13 protein-coding genes are annotated in these 17205 nt (G+C 74.8%); 6 read left to right on the top strand and 7 right to left on the bottom strand.

Going from position 1 to position 17205, the window contains the following annotated elements; all coding sequences use genetic code 11:
- Window positions 1-70: 70 nt before the first annotated feature.
- From ACQP04_RS18865 to ACQP04_RS18850, 4 genes are read right to left on the bottom strand one after another with little or no spacing between them, the layout of a single operon-like run.
- Window positions 71-1195 (bottom strand): DegT/DnrJ/EryC1/StrS family aminotransferase, encoded by a 1125-nt coding sequence (locus ACQP04_RS18865; protein ID WP_433501889.1) that lies wholly within the window; start codon window positions 1193-1195, stop codon window positions 71-73.
- A 7-nt stretch (window positions 1196-1202) separates the two neighbouring features.
- Entirely contained in the window at window positions 1203-2327 is a 1125-nt protein-coding gene (locus tag ACQP04_RS18860; RefSeq protein ID WP_433501888.1) for a DegT/DnrJ/EryC1/StrS family aminotransferase, read from the bottom strand.
- Window positions 2328-2335: 8 nt separating this feature from the next.
- Window positions 2336-3340, bottom strand: a complete 1005-nt coding sequence (locus ACQP04_RS18855) for an NAD-dependent epimerase/dehydratase family protein (protein WP_433501887.1) — start codon at window positions 3338-3340, stop codon at window positions 2336-2338.
- Window positions 3337-4470, bottom strand: a complete 1134-nt coding sequence (locus tag ACQP04_RS18850) for a Gfo/Idh/MocA family protein (RefSeq protein WP_231497986.1) — start codon at window positions 4468-4470, stop codon at window positions 3337-3339. The genes ACQP04_RS18855 and ACQP04_RS18850 overlap by 4 nt, the downstream gene beginning before the upstream one ends.
- A gap of 688 nt (window positions 4471-5158) precedes the next feature.
- On the opposite strand from ACQP04_RS18850, the gene ACQP04_RS18845 reads away from it, so the two are divergent.
- The gene (locus ACQP04_RS18845) at window positions 5159-6514 is read left to right on the top strand and encodes a lipopolysaccharide biosynthesis protein (protein ID WP_433501886.1); all 1356 of its coding nucleotides are present in this window, start codon (window positions 5159-5161) and stop codon (window positions 6512-6514) included.
- A gap of 67 nt (window positions 6515-6581) precedes the next feature.
- Here ACQP04_RS18845 and ACQP04_RS18840 read toward each other — a convergent pair whose 3' ends face one another.
- Window positions 6582-8054 (bottom strand): NAD-dependent succinate-semialdehyde dehydrogenase, encoded by a 1473-nt coding sequence (locus tag ACQP04_RS18840; protein ID WP_433501885.1) that lies wholly within the window; start codon window positions 8052-8054, stop codon window positions 6582-6584.
- 66 nt (window positions 8055-8120) lie between these two features.
- Between ACQP04_RS18840 and ACQP04_RS18835 the strand changes: the two genes are divergently transcribed.
- Window positions 8121-9302 carry an acyl-CoA dehydrogenase family protein gene (locus ACQP04_RS18835; protein ID WP_433501884.1) on the top strand — a complete coding sequence of 394 codons (1182 nt, stop codon included), beginning with the start codon at window positions 8121-8123 and terminating at the stop codon, window positions 9300-9302.
- On the top strand, window positions 9299-10327 hold the full coding sequence (locus ACQP04_RS18830) for an acyl-CoA dehydrogenase family protein (protein WP_433501883.1): 1029 nt from the start codon (window positions 9299-9301) through the stop codon (window positions 10325-10327). Before ACQP04_RS18835 ends, ACQP04_RS18830 begins: the two co-directional genes overlap by 4 nt.
- A gap of 54 nt (window positions 10328-10381) precedes the next feature.
- Here ACQP04_RS18830 and ACQP04_RS18825 read toward each other — a convergent pair whose 3' ends face one another.
- Window positions 10382-10867 carry a pyridoxamine 5'-phosphate oxidase family protein gene (locus ACQP04_RS18825; RefSeq protein ID WP_433501882.1) on the bottom strand — a complete coding sequence of 162 codons (486 nt, stop codon included), beginning with the start codon at window positions 10865-10867 and terminating at the stop codon, window positions 10382-10384.
- A gap of 17 nt (window positions 10868-10884) precedes the next feature.
- On the bottom strand, window positions 10885-12030 hold the full coding sequence (locus ACQP04_RS18820; RefSeq protein WP_433501881.1) for a cobalamin-independent methionine synthase II family protein: 1146 nt from the start codon (window positions 12028-12030) through the stop codon (window positions 10885-10887).
- A gap of 134 nt (window positions 12031-12164) precedes the next feature.
- Between ACQP04_RS18820 and ACQP04_RS18815 the strand changes: the two genes are divergently transcribed.
- Genes ACQP04_RS18815 through speD form a run of 3 tightly spaced genes read left to right on the top strand, consistent with a single transcriptional unit; the run spans window position 12165 to window position 17100 of the window.
- A complete protein-coding gene (locus tag ACQP04_RS18815; RefSeq protein WP_433501880.1) occupies window positions 12165-14711 on the top strand; it encodes a PEP/pyruvate-binding domain-containing protein in 2547 nt (848 codons plus the stop codon).
- Between the two features lie 23 nt (window positions 14712-14734).
- Entirely contained in the window at window positions 14735-15844 is a 1110-nt protein-coding gene (locus ACQP04_RS18810; RefSeq protein WP_433501879.1) for a type III PLP-dependent enzyme, read from the top strand.
- An 11-nt stretch (window positions 15845-15855) separates the two neighbouring features.
- Window positions 15856-17100 carry an adenosylmethionine decarboxylase gene (speD, locus tag ACQP04_RS18805; protein ID WP_433501878.1) on the top strand — a complete coding sequence of 415 codons (1245 nt, stop codon included), beginning with the start codon at window positions 15856-15858 and terminating at the stop codon, window positions 17098-17100.
- Window positions 17101-17205 lie beyond the last annotated feature (105 nt).

Raw genomic sequence — 17205 nt, 5'->3', positions numbered from 1 at the left:
CCTCCGGGAAACGGCGAACGGCGCTCTCGCTCACCAGGTATGAGCGAGAGCGCCGTTCGCCGGTGGGGAGTTACAGGGCGGAGCGGAGGGTGTCCACCACGAGCCGCTGCTGCTCCTCGGTGATCTGGGGGTAGAGCGGGAGGCTCAGGATCCGGTCCGCCAGCGCCTCGGCGACCGGGAAGTCGCCGGTCTTGCCGAGGTGCCCGAAGGCGCCGGTGAGGTGCACCGGGGTGGGGTAGTGGATGCCCGCGCCCACGCCATGGGAGTTGAGGTGCGCCAGGACCTCGTCGCGGCGGTCCACCTCGATCACGTACAGGTGCCAGACGGGCTCGTTGCCCGGTGTGACCGTCGGGGTCGTGACGCCGGGGAGGTCGGCGAGGAGGGCGTCGTACCGGGCCGCCGCGGCCCGCCGCGCAGCGTTCCACGCGTCGAGCCGGCTGAGCTTCGCCGACAGCACGACGGCCTGCAGCGCGTCGAGCCGGCTGTTCACGCCGACGACGGTGTGCTCGTACTTGCGCGGCGAGCCGTGCGCGCCGAGCAGCCGGACCCGGTCGGCCAGCTCGGCCGAGCCGGTGAGCACCGCACCCGCGTCGCCGTAGGCCCCGAGGTTCTTGCCCGGGTAGAAGCTGGTGCCGGCGATGTCGCCGATCGCGCCGGCCTGCAGCCCGTCCCGCCGCGCGCCCTGGGACTGCGCCGCGTCCTCGCAGATCGCGACGTGGTCCGGCAGACCAGCCTTCAACCGCGCGACGTCGGCGACCTGGCCGTAGAGGTGCACCGGCAGGACCGCGCGGGTCCGGTCGGTGACCGCGGCCAGCGCGGCGTCGACGTCGATCAGCGCGGTGCCCGGCTCGCAGTCGACGAGCACGACCTCGGCCCCGGCGCGGGCGACCGCCTCGGCGGTGGCGATGAACGTGTTGGCCGGGACGATGCACTCGTCGCCCGGCCCGACGCCGAGGGCGCGCAGGGCGAGCTCGAGCGCGTCCGTGCCGTTGGCGACGCCGACGACGTGGTCCACGCCGGAGTACGCGGCGTAGGCGGCCTCGAACTCGGCGACGGCCGGGCCGCCGACGAAGGCGGTGCGGGCGAGCACCTTCTCCCAGCCCTCGGCGACCTCGGCGGCCACCTCGGCGTGCTGGGCGGCCAGGTCGACGAGGGGGATCGGGGCGTGCGGGACCGGGGTGGTGGGGGCGGCCATGCGGCTCCTAGTGGCTCGGGGAGCTGGTGGCGAGGCCGAGGGCACCGGCCAGCGCGTCGACGACGGCGCGCTGCTCGGTCTCCCCGATCTCGTGGTGCACCGGCAGGATCACGGTCCGGCGCGTGAGGTGTTCGGTGACGGGCAGCGGCCCGTGCGGGTGCCCGGCGTACGCGGGCTCCAGGTGCGCGGCCATGATCCCGCGGCGGGCGGAGATCCCCGACTCGGCGAGCGCGCCGAGCACGGCGACCTGGTCGGCCCCCTCGGGCAGCTCGACCCAGAAGGACTGGTAGTTGGCCGTGCCGTGCGGCGGGTCGACGACCGCGCGCACCCCGAGCGGGGCGAGGAGCTCGCGGTAGCGCTCCGCGATGGCCCGGCGCTGCGCGACGATGCCGGGCAGCCGGCCGAGCTGGACCAGCCCCATCGCGGCCTGCATGTCCGTCATCCGGTAGTTGAAGGCGGTCTCGTCGTAGCCCTCGAGGACGACCTTCGTGCCGGCGGCGTGCCGGTCGGCCGCGGAGACGGTCATGCCGTGCTCGCGCAGCCGGCGGATCCGCGCGGCCCACTCGGCGTCGTCCGTGGTGACCATGCCGCCCTCACCGGTGGTGAGGAGCTTGCGCGGGTGGAAGGACCACGCCGCGAGCAGCGCACCGGTTCCGACCGGGTTCCCGTGCAACGTGGCACCGGCGGCACACGCGGCGTCCTCGACGACCGGGACGTCCCCGCAGACCGCCTTGATCGCCGGGATGTCGGCCGGCTGCCCGCCCTGGTGGACGGCCAGCACGGCCTTCGTCCGCGGGGTGAGCACCGCCGCGACGGTCTCGGCGGTGACGTTGCCCGTCCCCGGCTCGACGTCGGCGAACACCGGGGTGGCGCCGCAGTAGCGGATCGCGTTGGCGGTCGCGATGAACGAGAACGACGGGCACACGACCTCGTCGCCCGGGCCCACACCGAGCACGTACAGCGACAGGTGGAGCGCGGTGGTGCAGTTCGAGGTCGCGACGGCGTGCGCGGCGCCGACGTGGGCGGCGAACGCCTTCTCGAACTCGGCGACCCGGGGACCCTGGGCCACCCAGCCGGACCGGACGGCGGCGGCGACGGCCTCCGCCTCCTCGTCGCCGAGGAGGGGCTTCATCACCGGGATCATGCGCCGACCTTCGTGCCGGTCTCCTCGCTCCACCACTGCACGAGCCCGCGCAGACCCTCGTCCATCCCGATCGTCGGCTTCCAGCCGAGGTCGCGGGCGGCGGCGGAGATGTCCGCGAGCCGGCGGGTGACGCCGTTGACCTGGCGGGCCGGGCCGAACTCCGGGGTGAGGTCGGAGTCCATGGCCTTCAGCAGCGCCTCGGCCAGCCCGGCCAGGCTGATCTCCTGGGCCGTGGCGATGTTGTAGACGTCGTCCGTGACCGGGGCCTGCGCCGCGAGCACGTTGGCGCGGGCGATGTCGTGGACGTGGACGAAGTCCATCGTCTGCTTCCCGTCGCCGAAGATCAGCGGGCGGTCGCCGCGGGCGATCCGCTCCATCCAGCGGATCAGCACCTCGGTGTAGACGCCGTAGGCGTCCATCCGCGGGCCGTAGACGTTGAAGTAGCGCAGCGCGACGTAGTCCAGGCCGTTCATGGCGTGGAAACTGCGCAGCATGCCCTCGTTGAACGCCTTGGCGGCGCCGTAGAAGGTGTCGTTGTTGTACGGGTGGTGGCGCTCGGTGGTGGGGAACTCCTCGGCCAGCCCGTAGACCGACGCCGACGAGCTCGCGACGACCTTCTTCACCCCGTGCTCGACGGCGGCCTCGATGATCGTGAACGTGCCGTCGACCAGGCTCTCCAGCGCGGTCCGCGGCTGCTCGGCGCACTGGGTGATGCGCAACGCGGCGAGGTGGAACACCAGGTCCTTGCCGGCCGTCAGCTCGCCGACCAGACCGCGGTCGTTGATGTCGCCCTCGACGAGGGTCAGCCGGTCGCCCGCGGCCTGCTGCGCCGCGGCGATGTTCTCCCGCCGCCCGCGCACCAGGTTGTCCAGTACGACGATCTCGGCCGCGCCGGCCTCGACGAGCTGGTCGACCAGGGTCGAACCGATGGTTCCGGCACCGCCGGTGACCAGGACCCGCTGGCCCTCGACCGGCTGGGCCGCCTTCTCGCTGCTGGTCACACCGTCACCTCTCCGCGGCCGCGCTGGGCCATCGTGGTGGGAACGTCCTCGATCACCCCGGCGGTGGTGCGCGGGGTCTCCTGGATCGCGCGGATCGGCACGGACATGCCGTCCTTCGCGAGGCTCTCGGAGGCGGCCTCGAGGATCGCGAGCACCCGCAGGCCCGCGAAGCCGTCCGTGAGCGGGCGCCGGTTCTCGGCGATGGCCGCCGCGAACTCGACCATGACCGACCGCAGGGCCTCCAGGTTGGCCAGGGCCGGGGCGACGGTGTCGCCGGTGCGGTACGAGACGAGCCGGCGGCCGCGGACGTCCGCGTCCTCCAGCTCGGGGGAGATCCGGTCGACGCCGCGGTCGTGCTCCGACAGCCGCTGGGTGGGGTTGAGGTCGTCCCAGATCACGGTCCGGTTCGACCCGCCCACCACGAAGGTGCGGATCTTGGTGGGGGAGAGCCAGTTGACGTGCACGTGGGCGAGCGCGCCGTTGGACAGCCGCAGCGTGAGGTGCGCGACGCAGGCGTGCCCCGCGCCCACCGGGTCCGAGCCGTGCGCGGCCACCGAGACCGGGAACACGTCGTCCGGCAGGATCGCGTCGAAGATGGACAGATCGTGCGGGGCCAGGTCCCACAGGACGTCCACATCGGGCTGCACGATGCCGAGGTTGATCCGCACCGAGTCGATGTACTGCAGGTCGCCGAGCCGGCCGCTGCGCACGACCTCGCGGATGTGCCGGACCTCGGACGTGTAGCAGAAGGTGTGGTCGACCATGAGCACGCGGCCGAGTCGCTCGGCGGCCTCGACCAGTTGCCGGCCCTCCTCGTAGGTCGGCGCCAGCGGCTTCTCGATCAGCACGTGCTTGCCGGCCTCGAGCGCGCGCATCGCCACGTCGAAGTGGGTGGCGGCCGGGGTCGCGATCGCGACGGCGGACACCGCGGGGTCGGCCAGCACCTCGTCGAGCGAGGTGGACACCCGCACGGTCGAGTAGTTGCCGAGGACCTGCCGGGCCCGGTCGGCGTTGAGGTCGCACAGGTACTCGAGGTGCAGGCCCGGGGTCTGCTGTGCGTTGCGGACGAGGTTGGGACCCCAGTACCCGCCGCCGACGACGGCTATCCCGATCGGACCGTTGCTCTCCACTGTGTACCCGTCCCCCATTCCGTCCGGTCCCCCCTGAGTGCGGCGGCGATCTCGGGACCGGACCCTACAAGGACCCCATCGGGTGATCCCCAGCGCGTCGGCGCGGGCCCGGAACGCCCCACCGGGTACACGCGCGGGCGAGCCGCCCCGGGGCGTCCGGTTCGTCCCGCGCGGCACGCCCGGTCGCGCTCGGCCGCACGGGGGGCGCTGCGAACCCGCCGGTAGCATCGGCGCTCATGTTGACGGCCAGGCCTCCCCACCTGCCCCCCGTGGTCGGAGCTGTCCCGTCGTCCGCTCCCGTCGCTGCCGAGGCGCAGTGACACGACCGGACTCCGAGGCCAGCACCCCTGTCTCCGCGCACCGGCGCGAGGAGCCCGACCCGCCCTCGGGCGGCACACGACCCCCGGTCCCCGACCCCGACCGGCGACCGGCACCCCTCTTCGACGACGCCGTCCCCGGTGCACCCGGCGACCGGCGGACCCCCCCGGGCGGCACGGCGGCGGGCCGCCCCGGGGGATCCGCGGCGGGCCGCCCCGGGGGATCCGTGGCGGGCCGCCCCGGGGAATCCGCGGCGGACCGCCCCGGCGACTCCGCGGGATCCCCGGCGGCGAGACCGGCCGGCTGGTTCGACAGCCCGCCCCGGCCCCACGACCCCCCGACCGTCGAGCTCGCGCCCGGTGCGGTGGCCGTGCGCAGCGACGCGTCACCCGACGACCCCCCCGAACCGCCGGCCGAGGCCGGGAAGGACCTCGGGTCGTCGTCGGGCGGCTCCGGCAAGCGGGCCCTCTCCGACGGCCTGTCCCTCTCGATCAGCGGCGCCGTCGGCTCGCTGGCCGGGTTCGTCAGCTGGCTGATCGCGGCGCGGATCATGCCGCAGGAGGCGGTCGGCTACGCCTCGGCGTTCGTGTCGGCGTTCCTGCTGGTCGCCGGGGTGGCGCAGCTGAACCTCGACTCCGCGATGATGCTGTGGATGCCGCGGTCGGGCCGCAAGGCGTCGACCCTGTTCTGGCGCAGCCACCTGGTGATCATCCCGTCCTGCGCGCTGGTCGGGTTGGCCTACGTCCTGCTCGAGCCGCTCATGGCCACGACGGGCGCGGGCGAGGTCCTGCCGGTCTGGGCGGGTGGGCTGCTGTTCCTCGCCGCCGCCATCGGCTGGGGCCTGTGGGGCGTGCACGACTTCAGCCTCATCGCGGTCGGCAAGACCTGGTGGGCGTCGTGGCGCAACATCGCCTTCGCCATCGCCCGGATCGGCATGCTGGTCGCCCTGGGCGCGAGTCTCGGGCCGTTCGGCGTCGTGCTCTCGTGGGTGGTGCCGATCGCGCTGTGGACGCTCGGCAGCGCGGTGATCGGCGGCATCTACACCCGCAAGTTCGCACAGCTCTCGGACAAGGAGTGGCTGCCGACGCGCCGCGAGGCCGTGTCCTTCCTCGGCCCCACGACCCTGGCCCACTGGGGCACGGTGCTGCTGTTCAACCAGGTCACGGTGATCGTGACCCAGCGCTTCGGCGCGACGACCGGCGCGGCGTTCTTCATCGCCTGGCAGGCGGTCATGGTGATCGACATCGCCGCGCAGCGGTTCATGCAGTCGCTGTCGGCGCAGCTGGCCCGGGACCCGGAGAACGCCGCGGCGCACGTCCGGGCCTCCCGCAAGCGGCTGTACCTGATCTTCCTGCCGATGATCGTGGTCGGCGTGCTGCTGGCCCGGTTCGGGCTGGAGTTCTTCGGGCCGGGCTACGCCCAGGCGGACGACGTGCTCCGCGTGCTGCTGATCGGCATGATCGCCCGGCTGGTGATCTCGCACGAGCTCGGCGTGCGGCAGGCGCGGCACGACGGCGTCGGCTTCGCGCGGCTGCAGCTGATCAGCACGGCCTTCGTGATCGTCGTGGTGCTGTTCATCCCGATCGGGCCTGCCGACGCCTCGGGCGCGCACCCCGTCGAGCAGCTGATGCCGGTGGCGGTGGGCTACGCGATCTCGCAGGTGGTGTGCGCGGTCGCGGTGATCGTGTGGCCGCGGCTGCGGCGCCGGACCCCCGCCCGGGCCTGAGAACGACGGGGGCGCGTGGCGGACGTCGCCACGCGCCCCCGGTCCGTCGGCCCCGTCGGGCCTCGGGTCAGCCCAGGCCGCCGATGGCGACGTACTTGAGCTCGAGGAACTCCTCGATCCCGACCGTGCCGCCCTCGCGGCCCAGCCCGGACTCCTTGATCCCGCCGAACGGGGCCGCCGGGTTGGACACCAGCCCGGTGTTGAGCCCGACCATCCCGCTCTCGAGCTTCTCCGACACCCGCAGCGCCCGGTTCAGGTTCTCCGTGAACACGTAGTTGACCAGGCCGAACTCGGTGGCGTTGGCCGCGGCGAGGGCTTCGTCCTCGGTGTCGAACACCGAGATCGGCGCGACCGGGCCGAAGATCTCCTCGTGGTTGAGCCGTGAGTCCTGCGGCACGTCCGTGAGCACCGTCGGCGGGTAGAAGTAGCCGGGGCCCTCCGCGGCCTCGCCGCCGACCTTGACCTGGGCGCCGTTGGCGATCGCGTCGCCGACCAGGTCGACGACCTTGTCCCGGCCCTTGGCGTCGACCAGCGGGCCGACCTGCACGCCGTCCTCGGTGCCGCGACCCACCTTCAGCGCGCCCATCCGGTCGGCGAGCTTCGCCGCGAACTCCTCCGCGACGCCGCGCTGGACATAGAAGCGGTTGGCCGCGGTGCACGCCTCGCCCATGTTCCGCATCTTCGCCAGCATCGCGCCGTCGACGGCCTTGTCGAGGTCGGCGTCGTCGAACACGAGGAACGAGGCGTTGCCGCCCAACTCCATCGACGTCCGCAGCACCTTGGCGGCGCACTGCTCCAGCAGGATCTTGCCGACGCCGGTCGAACCCGTGAACGAGAGCTTGCGCGCCCGGCCGTCCTTGACGATCGGCTCCATCACGCCGCCCGCGTCGGTGGCCGTGATGACGTTGAGCACGCCGGCCGGCAGCCCGGCGTCGAGCAGGATCTGGCCCAGGGCCAGCATCGACAGCGGGGTCTGGTGGGCGGGCTTGATCACGACGGTGCAGCCCGCCGCGATCGCCGGGCCGATCTTGCGGGTGCCCATGGCCAGCGGGAAGTTCCACGGCGTGATGAACACGCACGGCCCGACCGGCTGCTTCATCACGAGGAACCGGCTGCCGCCCGCGGGCGCGGTGGCGTAGCCGCCGTCGATCCGCACGGCCTCCTCGCTGAACCAGCGGAAGAACTCGGCGGCGTAGGTGACCTCGCCGCGCGACTCGGCCAGCGGCTTGCCCATCTCCAGGGTCATCAGGAGGGCGAGGTCCTCGACCCGCGCGATCATCGTCTCGTACGCGCGGCGCAGGATCTCACCGCGCTCGCGCGGGGCCATGGCTGCGAAGCCGGCCTGCGCCTCGTGGGCGGCGGTGAGCGCCGCGAGCCCGTCCTCCCGGCCCGCGTCGGCGACCTCGACGAGGACCTCGCCGGTCGACGGGTCCTCGACCTTCGTCGTCGCCCCCGACGCCGCCTGCCGCCACTCGCCGCCGATGAGCAGCCCGGTGGGGACGGCCTCGAGGACCTTCCTTTCGAGATCGGGGTTCGTCATGTCCCGGATGTTCCCATCCCGCCACACCTTGATGCACGGGCTCGATCCGTGGGCTAGGAAGGACGGGTGACGGACACGATGGCGACACTGCCGGATCTCGTCCCCCCGCCGGTGGAGCTGCCGGAGCGCGTCGCGGCGCTGCGGTCCGAGGTGCGTGCGTTCCTCGCGGAGGAACGCGCCGCCGGGGCCTGGCGTCCGCGCGCGGACACCTGGCTCTCGGGGTGGGACGAGCGGTTCACCAAGGAGCTGGCCCGGCGCGGCTGGCTGGGGATGACGATCCCGACCGAGTACGGCGGGCACGGCCGCGGCGCGCTGGACCGGTACGTGGTGACCGAGGAGCTGTTGGCGGCGGGCGCGCCGGTGGCCGCGCACTGGGTGGCGGACCGGCAGATCGGGCCGTCGCTCATGCGGTTCGGCACCGAGGAGCAGCGGCAGAAGTTCCTGCCCGGGATCGCGGCGGGGGAGGTGTACTTCGGCATCGGCATGTCGGAGCCGGACTCGGGCTCGGACCTGGCGTCGGTGCGGTCGAAGGCGGACCGGGTCGACGGCGGCTGGGAGCTGACCGGCACGAAGGTCTGGACGTCCGGGGCACACCACGCGCACGCGTTCTTCGCGCTGGTCCGGACCTCGCCGAAGGACGACACCAACCGGCACGCCGGGCTGTCGCAGCTGATCGTGGACCTGAAGGCGCCGGGGGTGACGATCCGGCCGATCCCGCTGCTGACCGGGGCGCACCACTTCAACGAGGTGGTGTTCGACAAGGTCTTCATCCCGGACTCGATGGTGCTCGGCGAGATCGGGCAGGGCTGGCACCAGGTCACCTCGGAGCTGGCCTTCGAGCGCTCCGGCCCGGAACGGTACCTGTCGACCTTCCCGCTGGTCGTGGCGCTGCTGGGGGAGATCGCCGGCAGTGACCTGGACGCCGGGCGGCGCCGGGACCTGGGCGGGCTGGTGTCGCGGTACTGGACGCTGCGGCGGATGTCGCTGGCCATCGCCGGTGCACTGGAGGCGGGCAAGGCGCCCGAGCTGGCCGCGGCCGTGGTGAAGGACCTGGGAACCCGGTTCGAGAACGAGGTGATCGACGCGGCCCGGCTGCTGGTGTCGATCCCGCCGGACCCGGGCGCGGCGCAGGGCGGGTTCGCCCGGCTGCTGGCCGACGCGGTGCTGCACGCCCCGGGCTTCACGCTGCGGGGCGGGACGAACGAGATCCTGCGCGGGATCGTGGCACGAGGACTGGGTCTGCGATGAGCAGTGAGCTTCGGGAGATGGCGGAGTCGGTCTTCGGCGACGCCTGGGACCACTCCAGCGACGCGTTCGACGCCGAGCTGTGGAAGACCGTCGAGCAGACCGGGCTGGCCCGGCTGACCCTGCCCGAGGAGGCCGGGGGCAGCGGCGGCACGGTGTCGGACGCGGCGGCGGTGCTGACCGCGGCCGGGCAGTTCGCAGCCCGGGTGCCGCTGGTCGAGACCGACCTGCTGGCGGCGTGGCTGCTGCACGCCGCAGGGCTGGAGGTGCCGTCCGGGCCGTTGTCGGCGACGGTCGCGGGGCACCTGACGATCCAGCCGGCGGCCGGCGGGGCCGGGGCGGACGTGTCCGGGACGCTGCGCCGGGTGCCGTGGGGCCGCGCGGTCTCGGCGGTCGCGGTGCTGGCGGGCGAGCAGGTGCTGCTGGTCGACACCACCGGCGCCGGGGTCGAGGAGGGGACCAACCTCGCCGAGGAGCCCCGCGACGACCTGGTGTTCAACGAGCTGACCGTGCGGCACGTGGCCGATGTCCCGTCGGTGGCGCTGGTCGAGTTCCCGCTGCGGGCGGCGCTGGGCCGGGCGCTGCTGCTGGCCGGTGCGGCCCGCGGGGCGGTGGCGATGGCGGTCAGGTACGCGACCGAGCGGGTGCAGTTCGGCCGCCCGATCGCGAAGCTGCAGGCCATCCAGCAGACCCTCGCGCTGGCCGGTGCCGAGGTGGCCGCGGCCGCGGCGGCGACCGAGGCCGCGGCGCGGGAGGTGGACAAGCACGGCTTCGCCGAGGCGTCGTTCGCGATCGCCGCGGCCAAGGCCCGCGCCGGGGAGGCGGCCGGGCAGGTCGCCCGGATCACCCACCAGGTGCACGGCGCCATCGGGTTCACCCGCGAGCACGACCTGCGCCTGGTCACCACCCGGCTGTGGGCCTGGCGGGACGAGGACGGCTCGGAGGCCTACTGGAACGACCGGGTCGGCGCCCGCGCGCTCGAGGCCGGCGCCGACGGTCTCTGGCCGCTGCTCACCGGCACGCCCTGAGGGGTGCGGCCGGCATCCCCACGTGGGGGATGCCGGCCGGCAGGGAGCGGCGGGTCAGATCCCGGGCTGCTGCCGCGCGCCCGGCAGCTTGCGGAAGTCCCAGCTGCTGATCTTCTCCGGGATGAGCCGGAGCCACGCGTGCCGGCCGTCGATCACGACGTGCCCGCCGGTGTACTTGTCCGCGAAGGCCTGCTCGACCCGCTCCAGCTCGGGGTTCGGCTCGCCCGTGCGCGGGGTCTCGCCCACCGGCTCCACCCGCCCGCGGATCTCGACGCCGCGGAGCTGGTCGTAGTCGTGCCCCGCGTCGACCACCGCGCCGATCCGCGGGTCCTTCTCCAGGTCGGCCCAGCGCTGCGCGCGGACGAGCGAGGTCAGCCACATCGCGGACCCGTCCCAGTGGAACCAGAGCGGCGTGGCGTGCGGGCCGTGGGTGCCGTTGGTGGCCACGCGGACGGTCCGCTCCTCGGCGAGGAAGGCGTCCCGCTCGTCGTCGGTCATGGCGATGGCCCGGCCCCGGCGCTGGGTCTTGGGTGCGGTCATGGCCCGGACATTACCGATCAGTAGAGACGTGCGGTGGCCAGCCGGGCACCCTCGGCGAGCGCCCGGAACTTCTCCCGGACGACGGTCGGGTGCACCTCGGGATGGAAGGTCGCGCGGGAGGAGAAGCCGCAGTCCGCGCCCGCGAGCAGGTTCTCCCGGCCGACCAGGCCCGCGTAGGTCACGAGCTGGTCGGCGATCAGCTGCGGGTGCTCGACGTAGTTGCTGGCGTGCCCGAGCAGGCCGGGGATCAGCACCTTCCCCTCGGGCAGGGCGAGGTCCTCCCAGACCCGCCACTCGTGCTGGTGGCGGGGGTTGGCGACCTCGAAGGAGTAGGCCCCGGCGTGGATCCGCAGCATCACGGGCGCGATGTCGGCGAAGGGCAGGTCGTGGATCCGCGGGCCGTGGTTGAGCCCGTAGCAGGTGTGCAGCCGGACCCTCTCCTCCGGGATCCCGCGCAGCGAGTGGTTGAGGATCTCGACGTGCTGCTCCGCGAGGCGGCGGCCCTCGGCGCGGTCGTCGTGGCTGAGGTACTCGATCAGCCACGGGTCGTCGACCTGCAGGAGGAACCCGGCGTCGACGATCGCCAGGTACTCCTCGCGCAGCGCCTCGGCGACGGCGGCGAGGTAGTCGGCGTAGGAGGAGTAGTACTCGTTGCGGCCGAAGCCACTGGGGCTGGTGCTCGGCAGGAAGGCCTCGGCGGCGTCCTGCCCGTCGAGCGCCGCGCGGAGGTTCTCGACGTCCGTGCGCAGCTGGTCGTGCCCGGCGTAGCCGACCGGCCCGGTGCAGACCATGGTGGACATGGGGGAGACGGTGTCCTTGTACTTGCCGAGGTAGCCGGCGTAGTAGTCCGGGAACGCGTCGATCTCCGCCTGCCACGAGGGCGGCATGAGCTTCTCGCCGGTGCTGCCGGAGAACCCGGTGAGCCGGTCCTTGACGTAGGTCAGGAAGCTGACCTTGCTCATCTCGCCGTCGGTCACCACGTCGATGCCGTCGGCGGCCTGCTCGCGGACGCGGTCGGCGACGGCGGCGGCGACCTGCTTGGCGTACGCGTCGGCGTCGTAGGGCCGGCCGTGCTCCTTCTCCCGCATGACCTCGAGCAGGTCGTGGGGCCGGGCCAGGCTGCCGACGTGGGTGGTGAGGATCCGCTCCGTGCTGCGCCGCATGGTCCCCGGACGGTAGGAGCCGGGCCGGGTCCACGGGAGCGCGTCGTTCCCCGCTCGCGAACCACCTCATTCAACGCTCGTTGAAAAACGGGCGGAGCGGGGCTACGCTCCTGCCACGCACGAGGAGGCGCGCCATGACGCACACGCTGCCGCTCACGGACGGCCCACGGATCCTCGACCTGGCCGCGGCCGCCGATCCGGCGCTGGTCGGCGGGAAGGCCGCCTCGCTCGGCCGGCTGATCCGCGCGGGCTTCCCGGTCCCGCCCGGCAGCTGCGTCACCACGACGGCCTACCGGGCCGTGGCCGACCCGGTCGTCCGGCCCCTGCTCGACGCCGGCGCCGCACCCGCCGACCTGCGCGCGGCCGTCCGGTCCGCCCCGGTACCCGCGGTGCTGGCCGCGGCGATCCGGGCGCTCGCCGACGGCCCGGTCGCGGTGCGGTCGTCGGCCACCGCCGAGGACCTGCCCGACGCCAGCTTCGCCGGCCAGCAGGACACCTTCCTCGACGTCGAGGGCCCCGACGCCGTGCTCGACGCGGTCCGCCGCTGCTGGGCCTCGCTCTGGACCGACCGCGCCGTCGCCTACCGGGCGGCCAACGGGATCGACGACCGCACGGTCGCCCTCGCCGTCGTCGTGCAGCGGATGGTGCCCGCCGCGGCGGCGGGCGTGCTGTTCACCGCGAACCCGGTCACCGGTCGGCGGGGCGAGACGGTGATCGACGCGGCGCCGGGGCTGGGCGAGGCCGTCGTCTCGGGCACCGTCGATCCCGAGCACCTGGTGCTCGACGCGGGCGGCAGGGTCGTCGAGCGACGGGCCGGCGGCGTGGGGCCCTGCCTGTCCGACGAGCACGCCCGCGAGCTCGCCGCGCTCGGCCGGCGGGTTGCGGAGCAGCACGGCGGACCCCAGGACCTGGAGTGGGCCGTCGACGGCACGGACCGGGTCTGGCTGGTGCAGGCGCGGCCGGTCACCACGCTCTACCCGCTGCCGGAGAACCCGGCGTCCGGCCTGCGCATCTACCTGAACGTCAATGTGGCGCAGGGGGTCCTGGGCCCGCTCACCACCGCCGGACAGGGCGCCTTCCGGGTCCTGACCGGCTCGATCGCCCGGCTGTTCGGGGTCGCGGTCACGGACGTCCGGGCGGGTGCCCCGGTGCTGACGGTGGCGGGGGAGCGGCTGCTGGTCGACGTGACCGGGGCGCTGCGACACCCTGTCGGGCGGATCGTGATCCCACGCCTGTTCGACGTCATGGAGGCGCGCTCCGCCGCCGTCCTGCGCCGCGTCCTCGCCGACCCCGCGTTCGCGGTGCTGCCGGGGCGTCGGCTCCGCTTCGCCCGCGCGCTGGCCCGGGTGTTCCGCCGGTTCCGGGTGCCGCCGCGGCTGGTGGGAGCGCTGGTGGCGCCGGACCGAGCGCGCCGGGCGGTCGACGCGGCCGTCGGCGACCTGCGCGACCGGCTCGACGACCGCGGCCCGTTGCCCCCGAGGGCGCGCCTCGACCGGCTGGAGGCGACGCTCGCGCAGGAGATGCCGGCCGTGGCGGGCCGGGCCTTCCCGGTGGCCGCGGCGGGGTTCGTGGCGTTCGGGCTGGCCGCCGCGTTGCTGCGCGGCCGGGCCCGGCCCGGCGAGCTGTCGACGGTCCTGCGCGGGCTGCCGCACAACGTCACCACCGAGATGGACCTCGCGCTGTGGGCAGTGGCCGGCCGGATCGCCGCCGACCCGCCCTCGCGTGCGCTGGTCGGCGGCCCGGTCGAGGCGACGCGGGCCGCGCTCGAGGCCGGCACGGCACCGGCGGTCCTGACCGACGGGCTCCGCGAGTTCCTCGGGCGCTACGGGCACCGCGGAGTCGCCGAGATCGACCTCGGCGTGCCGCGATGGCGCGAGGACCCGTCGTACCTGCTCGGGGTCCTGGCGGGGTACCTGCGGGCCGACCAGGGGCGCACACCGGACCGGGTCTTCGCCGCCGCGGCGGCCGAGGCGGAGCAGACGGCCGCGGCCCTCGCCGCCGGGGTGGGCGGCATGCGTGGCCGGGTGGTGCGGCTGCTGCTGGACCGGGCCCGGGCGCTCGCCGGGCTGCGCGAGCTGCCGAAGTTCACCCTGGTCACGGTGCTCGACGCGGCCCGCGCCGATCTCCTGGCCGTCGGCGAGGCGCTGGCCGCGGAGGGCCGGATCGCCGCGGCCGGCGACGTCGTCCACCTCACCATGGACGACTGCCGGGCCGGCCTCGCCGGGGCCGACCTGCGGGCGCTGGTGGCGACCCGGCGCGCGGTGCACGACCGCGAACGGCGGCGCCGGCACGTCCCGCGCATCCTGCTCTCGGACGGGACCGAGCCCGAGGCCCTGCCGGATCCCGCGGCGCCGCCGGCGGTCCCGGGGGAGCTGCGCGGCACCCCGGCGTCGGCGGGTGTCGCCGAGGGACCCGCGCGGGTGGTGCTCGATCCCGCCGACGCCCGCCTCGAGCCGGGCGAGATCCTGGTCTGCCCCTCGACCGACCCCGGCTGGACGCCGCTGTTCCTCACGGCCGCCGGGCTGGTCATGGAGATGGGCGGGGCGAACTCGCACGGCGCGGTCGTCGCGCGCGAGTACGGGATCCCGGCCGTGGTCGGGGTGCCGGGTGCGGTGGCGCGCATCAGGACCGGGGAGCGCGTGGTCGTCGACGGGACGGCGGGCCGGGTGCGGCCCTGCTGATCGGCGGGCGGCAGGATCGAGCCGTGCCCACCCCCGCCCTGGAGGCCTTCCTCGCCGAACCGCGACCGACGCCGTTCCTGGTGCTCGACACGGGGGTCGTCGCGCAGCGGTACACCGAGCTCGCGGTGGCCTTCCCCGGCGCGGAGATCCTCTACGCGGTGAAGGCGTGCCCCGAGCCCGAGGTGCTGCGCACGCTCGCCGCCCTCGGCAGCGGCTTCGACGTGGCCGGCGCCGAGGAGATCGCGTCGTGCCTCGACGCGGGCGCCGACCCGGCCAGGCTCTGCCACGGCAACCCCGTCCGGGGCCCGGGCGCCGCGGCGGCCGCGGCCGCGCAGGGCGTCCGCCGATTCGTCACGGACAGTGCGGAGGATCTCGCGGGCCTGCCGGCCGGCGCCGAGGTGCTCGTGCGCGTCCTCGTCGCCGACGACGGCGCCGCGACCCCGTTCCTCGGCAAGTTCGGGGCGACCCCGGCCGAGGCCGCCCGGCTCGCCCGCGGGACCGCCGGGGTCGCGTTCCACGCGGGATCGCAGCAGCTCAGGCCGGCCGCGTTCGCCGAGGGGGTCCGGGTCGCGCTGCGGGTGGCGCACGCGGCGGGCATCGCGGCCCCGGTCCTGGACGTCGGCGGCGGGCTGCCCGTCCGCTACCGCGCCGAGGTCCCGCCGCTCGCCGCGTACGCCGAGGCGATCCACGCGGCCGTCGCCGCCGCGGCCACGGCCGGTGACGTCGACGGGGTCCGGCTGATCCTCGAACCCGGCCGCGTGCTCGTCGCCGAGGCGGGGGTGCTGCGGACGACCGCGTTGCGGGTCTCCCGGCGGCCCGGGATCGACCACCGCCGCTGGGTCTATCTCGACGCAGGCCGCTACCAGGGGATCGCCGAGGCGGAGGGGGAGGCGATCGACTACCCGGTGCGGGCGCCCGGCCGCAGCGGCCCGCCCGGCCCGGTCGTCCTGGCCGGCCCGACCTGTGACGGCGACGACGTCCTCTACCGCCGCAGGCCCTACGCCCTGCCCCTCGACCTCGCCGCCGGCGACGCCGTCGACCTGCTGCACGCCGGCGCGTACACCGCGAGCTACGCCTCGGTCGGGTTCAACGGGTTCGGCCCGCTGCCCGTGCACGTCCTGGCGCCCGCCTAGGGTTCTGCCCCGTGCAGACGTCCCATCCCGTCGGCCGGCACGTCCTCGGCGAGCTGCGCGGCATCGACCCGGCCCTGCTCGACGACGCCGACGGCCTCCGGCACGCGCTGCGCACGTCGCTGCTGGCCGCGGGCGCGGACGTGCGGCAGGTGATCGCGGAGCCGTTCCAGCCGCAGGGGGTCACGGTCGTCGCGCTGCTGGCCGAGTCGCACGCGTCGATCCACACCTGGCCCGAGCTCGGGTCGGCCTTCGTCGACGCCTTCACCTGCGGCGACGGCGCCGATCCCGTCTACGCGGTCCGACGGCTGGCGCTCACCCTCGGCGCCGACGACGCCGCCATCGAGGTCGTGGACCGCGGCGGCGCGGGACGGGTCGACGAGCCGATCTCGCCCGGGCTGACCCGGCACTGGCAGCTCGACGCGGTCCGCGTGCGCACCCGCACCGCGCTGCAGGAGGTGCTGATCGCGGACACCGCGCACGGCGTCACGCTGTTCTGCGACGGCGAGCGGCAGAGCGCCGAGCACACCCAGCTGACCTACCACGAGGCGCTGTTCGTGCCGGCCGCGCTGCTCGCCGAGCGCCGCGAACGCGTGCTGGTGATCGGGTCGAGCGAGGGCGTGGTGAGCGAGCTCGCCATGGCGTGCGGCGCCGTGACCGTGGACCACGTGGACCTGGACCGGGAGTGCGTGCGGCTCTGCGCCGAGCACCTGCCGTACGGCTACACGCCCGCCGCGCTCGCCGCGGCCGAGGCGCACGCCGGGCCGGTCCGGATGCACCACGACGACGGGCTCGCCTTCGTCGACAAGGCCGACGGCACCTGGGACGTGATCGTCGTCGACCTGCCCGACGAGCGCCCCGACGAGCCCGGCGCCCAGCTCAACCGCCTCTACACCGGCGACTTCCTCACCCGCTGCGCGGCCCGGCTGCGGCGGGGCGGGGTCGTCGTGAGCCAGGCCGGGAGCCCGGCGCAGTGGCGCGACGCCACCCTCCGCGCGGCGTGGGACCGGTTCGGTGCGGTGTTCCCGCACCGGGCGTACGTCGGCAGCCCCGAGCACGAGTGGGCGTTCGTCTGCGGGCTGCCCGACGCGCCCCCCGGAGACCCCGCCGAGCTGGTCGCCGCCCGCCTCGACGGGCTGGGCTACGCGCCGCGCACGCTCGACGCCGCGTCGCTGCGGGCCGCGCTCGTCCCCCCGCTGCGCCTGCGGCGTTCACTCACCCGGATGGAGATCGATCCCGCCGCGCGATCATCTCGTTAGTGTCCCGGTGGTGCCGGGCCCGGCGCCGTCCGCCCGCCTCCTCGGCGGGCGCTCCCCGCCCCGCCCGCTCCCCGGAGGCCGCCCGTGCGCCGTGTCCCGCCTGCT

It is taken from the genome of Pseudonocardia halophobica, from assembly GCF_050948485.1.
Taxonomy (GTDB): domain Bacteria; phylum Actinomycetota; class Actinomycetes; order Mycobacteriales; family Pseudonocardiaceae; genus Pseudonocardia; species Pseudonocardia halophobica.
The sequence above is the reverse complement of the archived record's forward strand: the minus strand, read 5'-3'. Positions and strand labels throughout refer to the sequence as shown.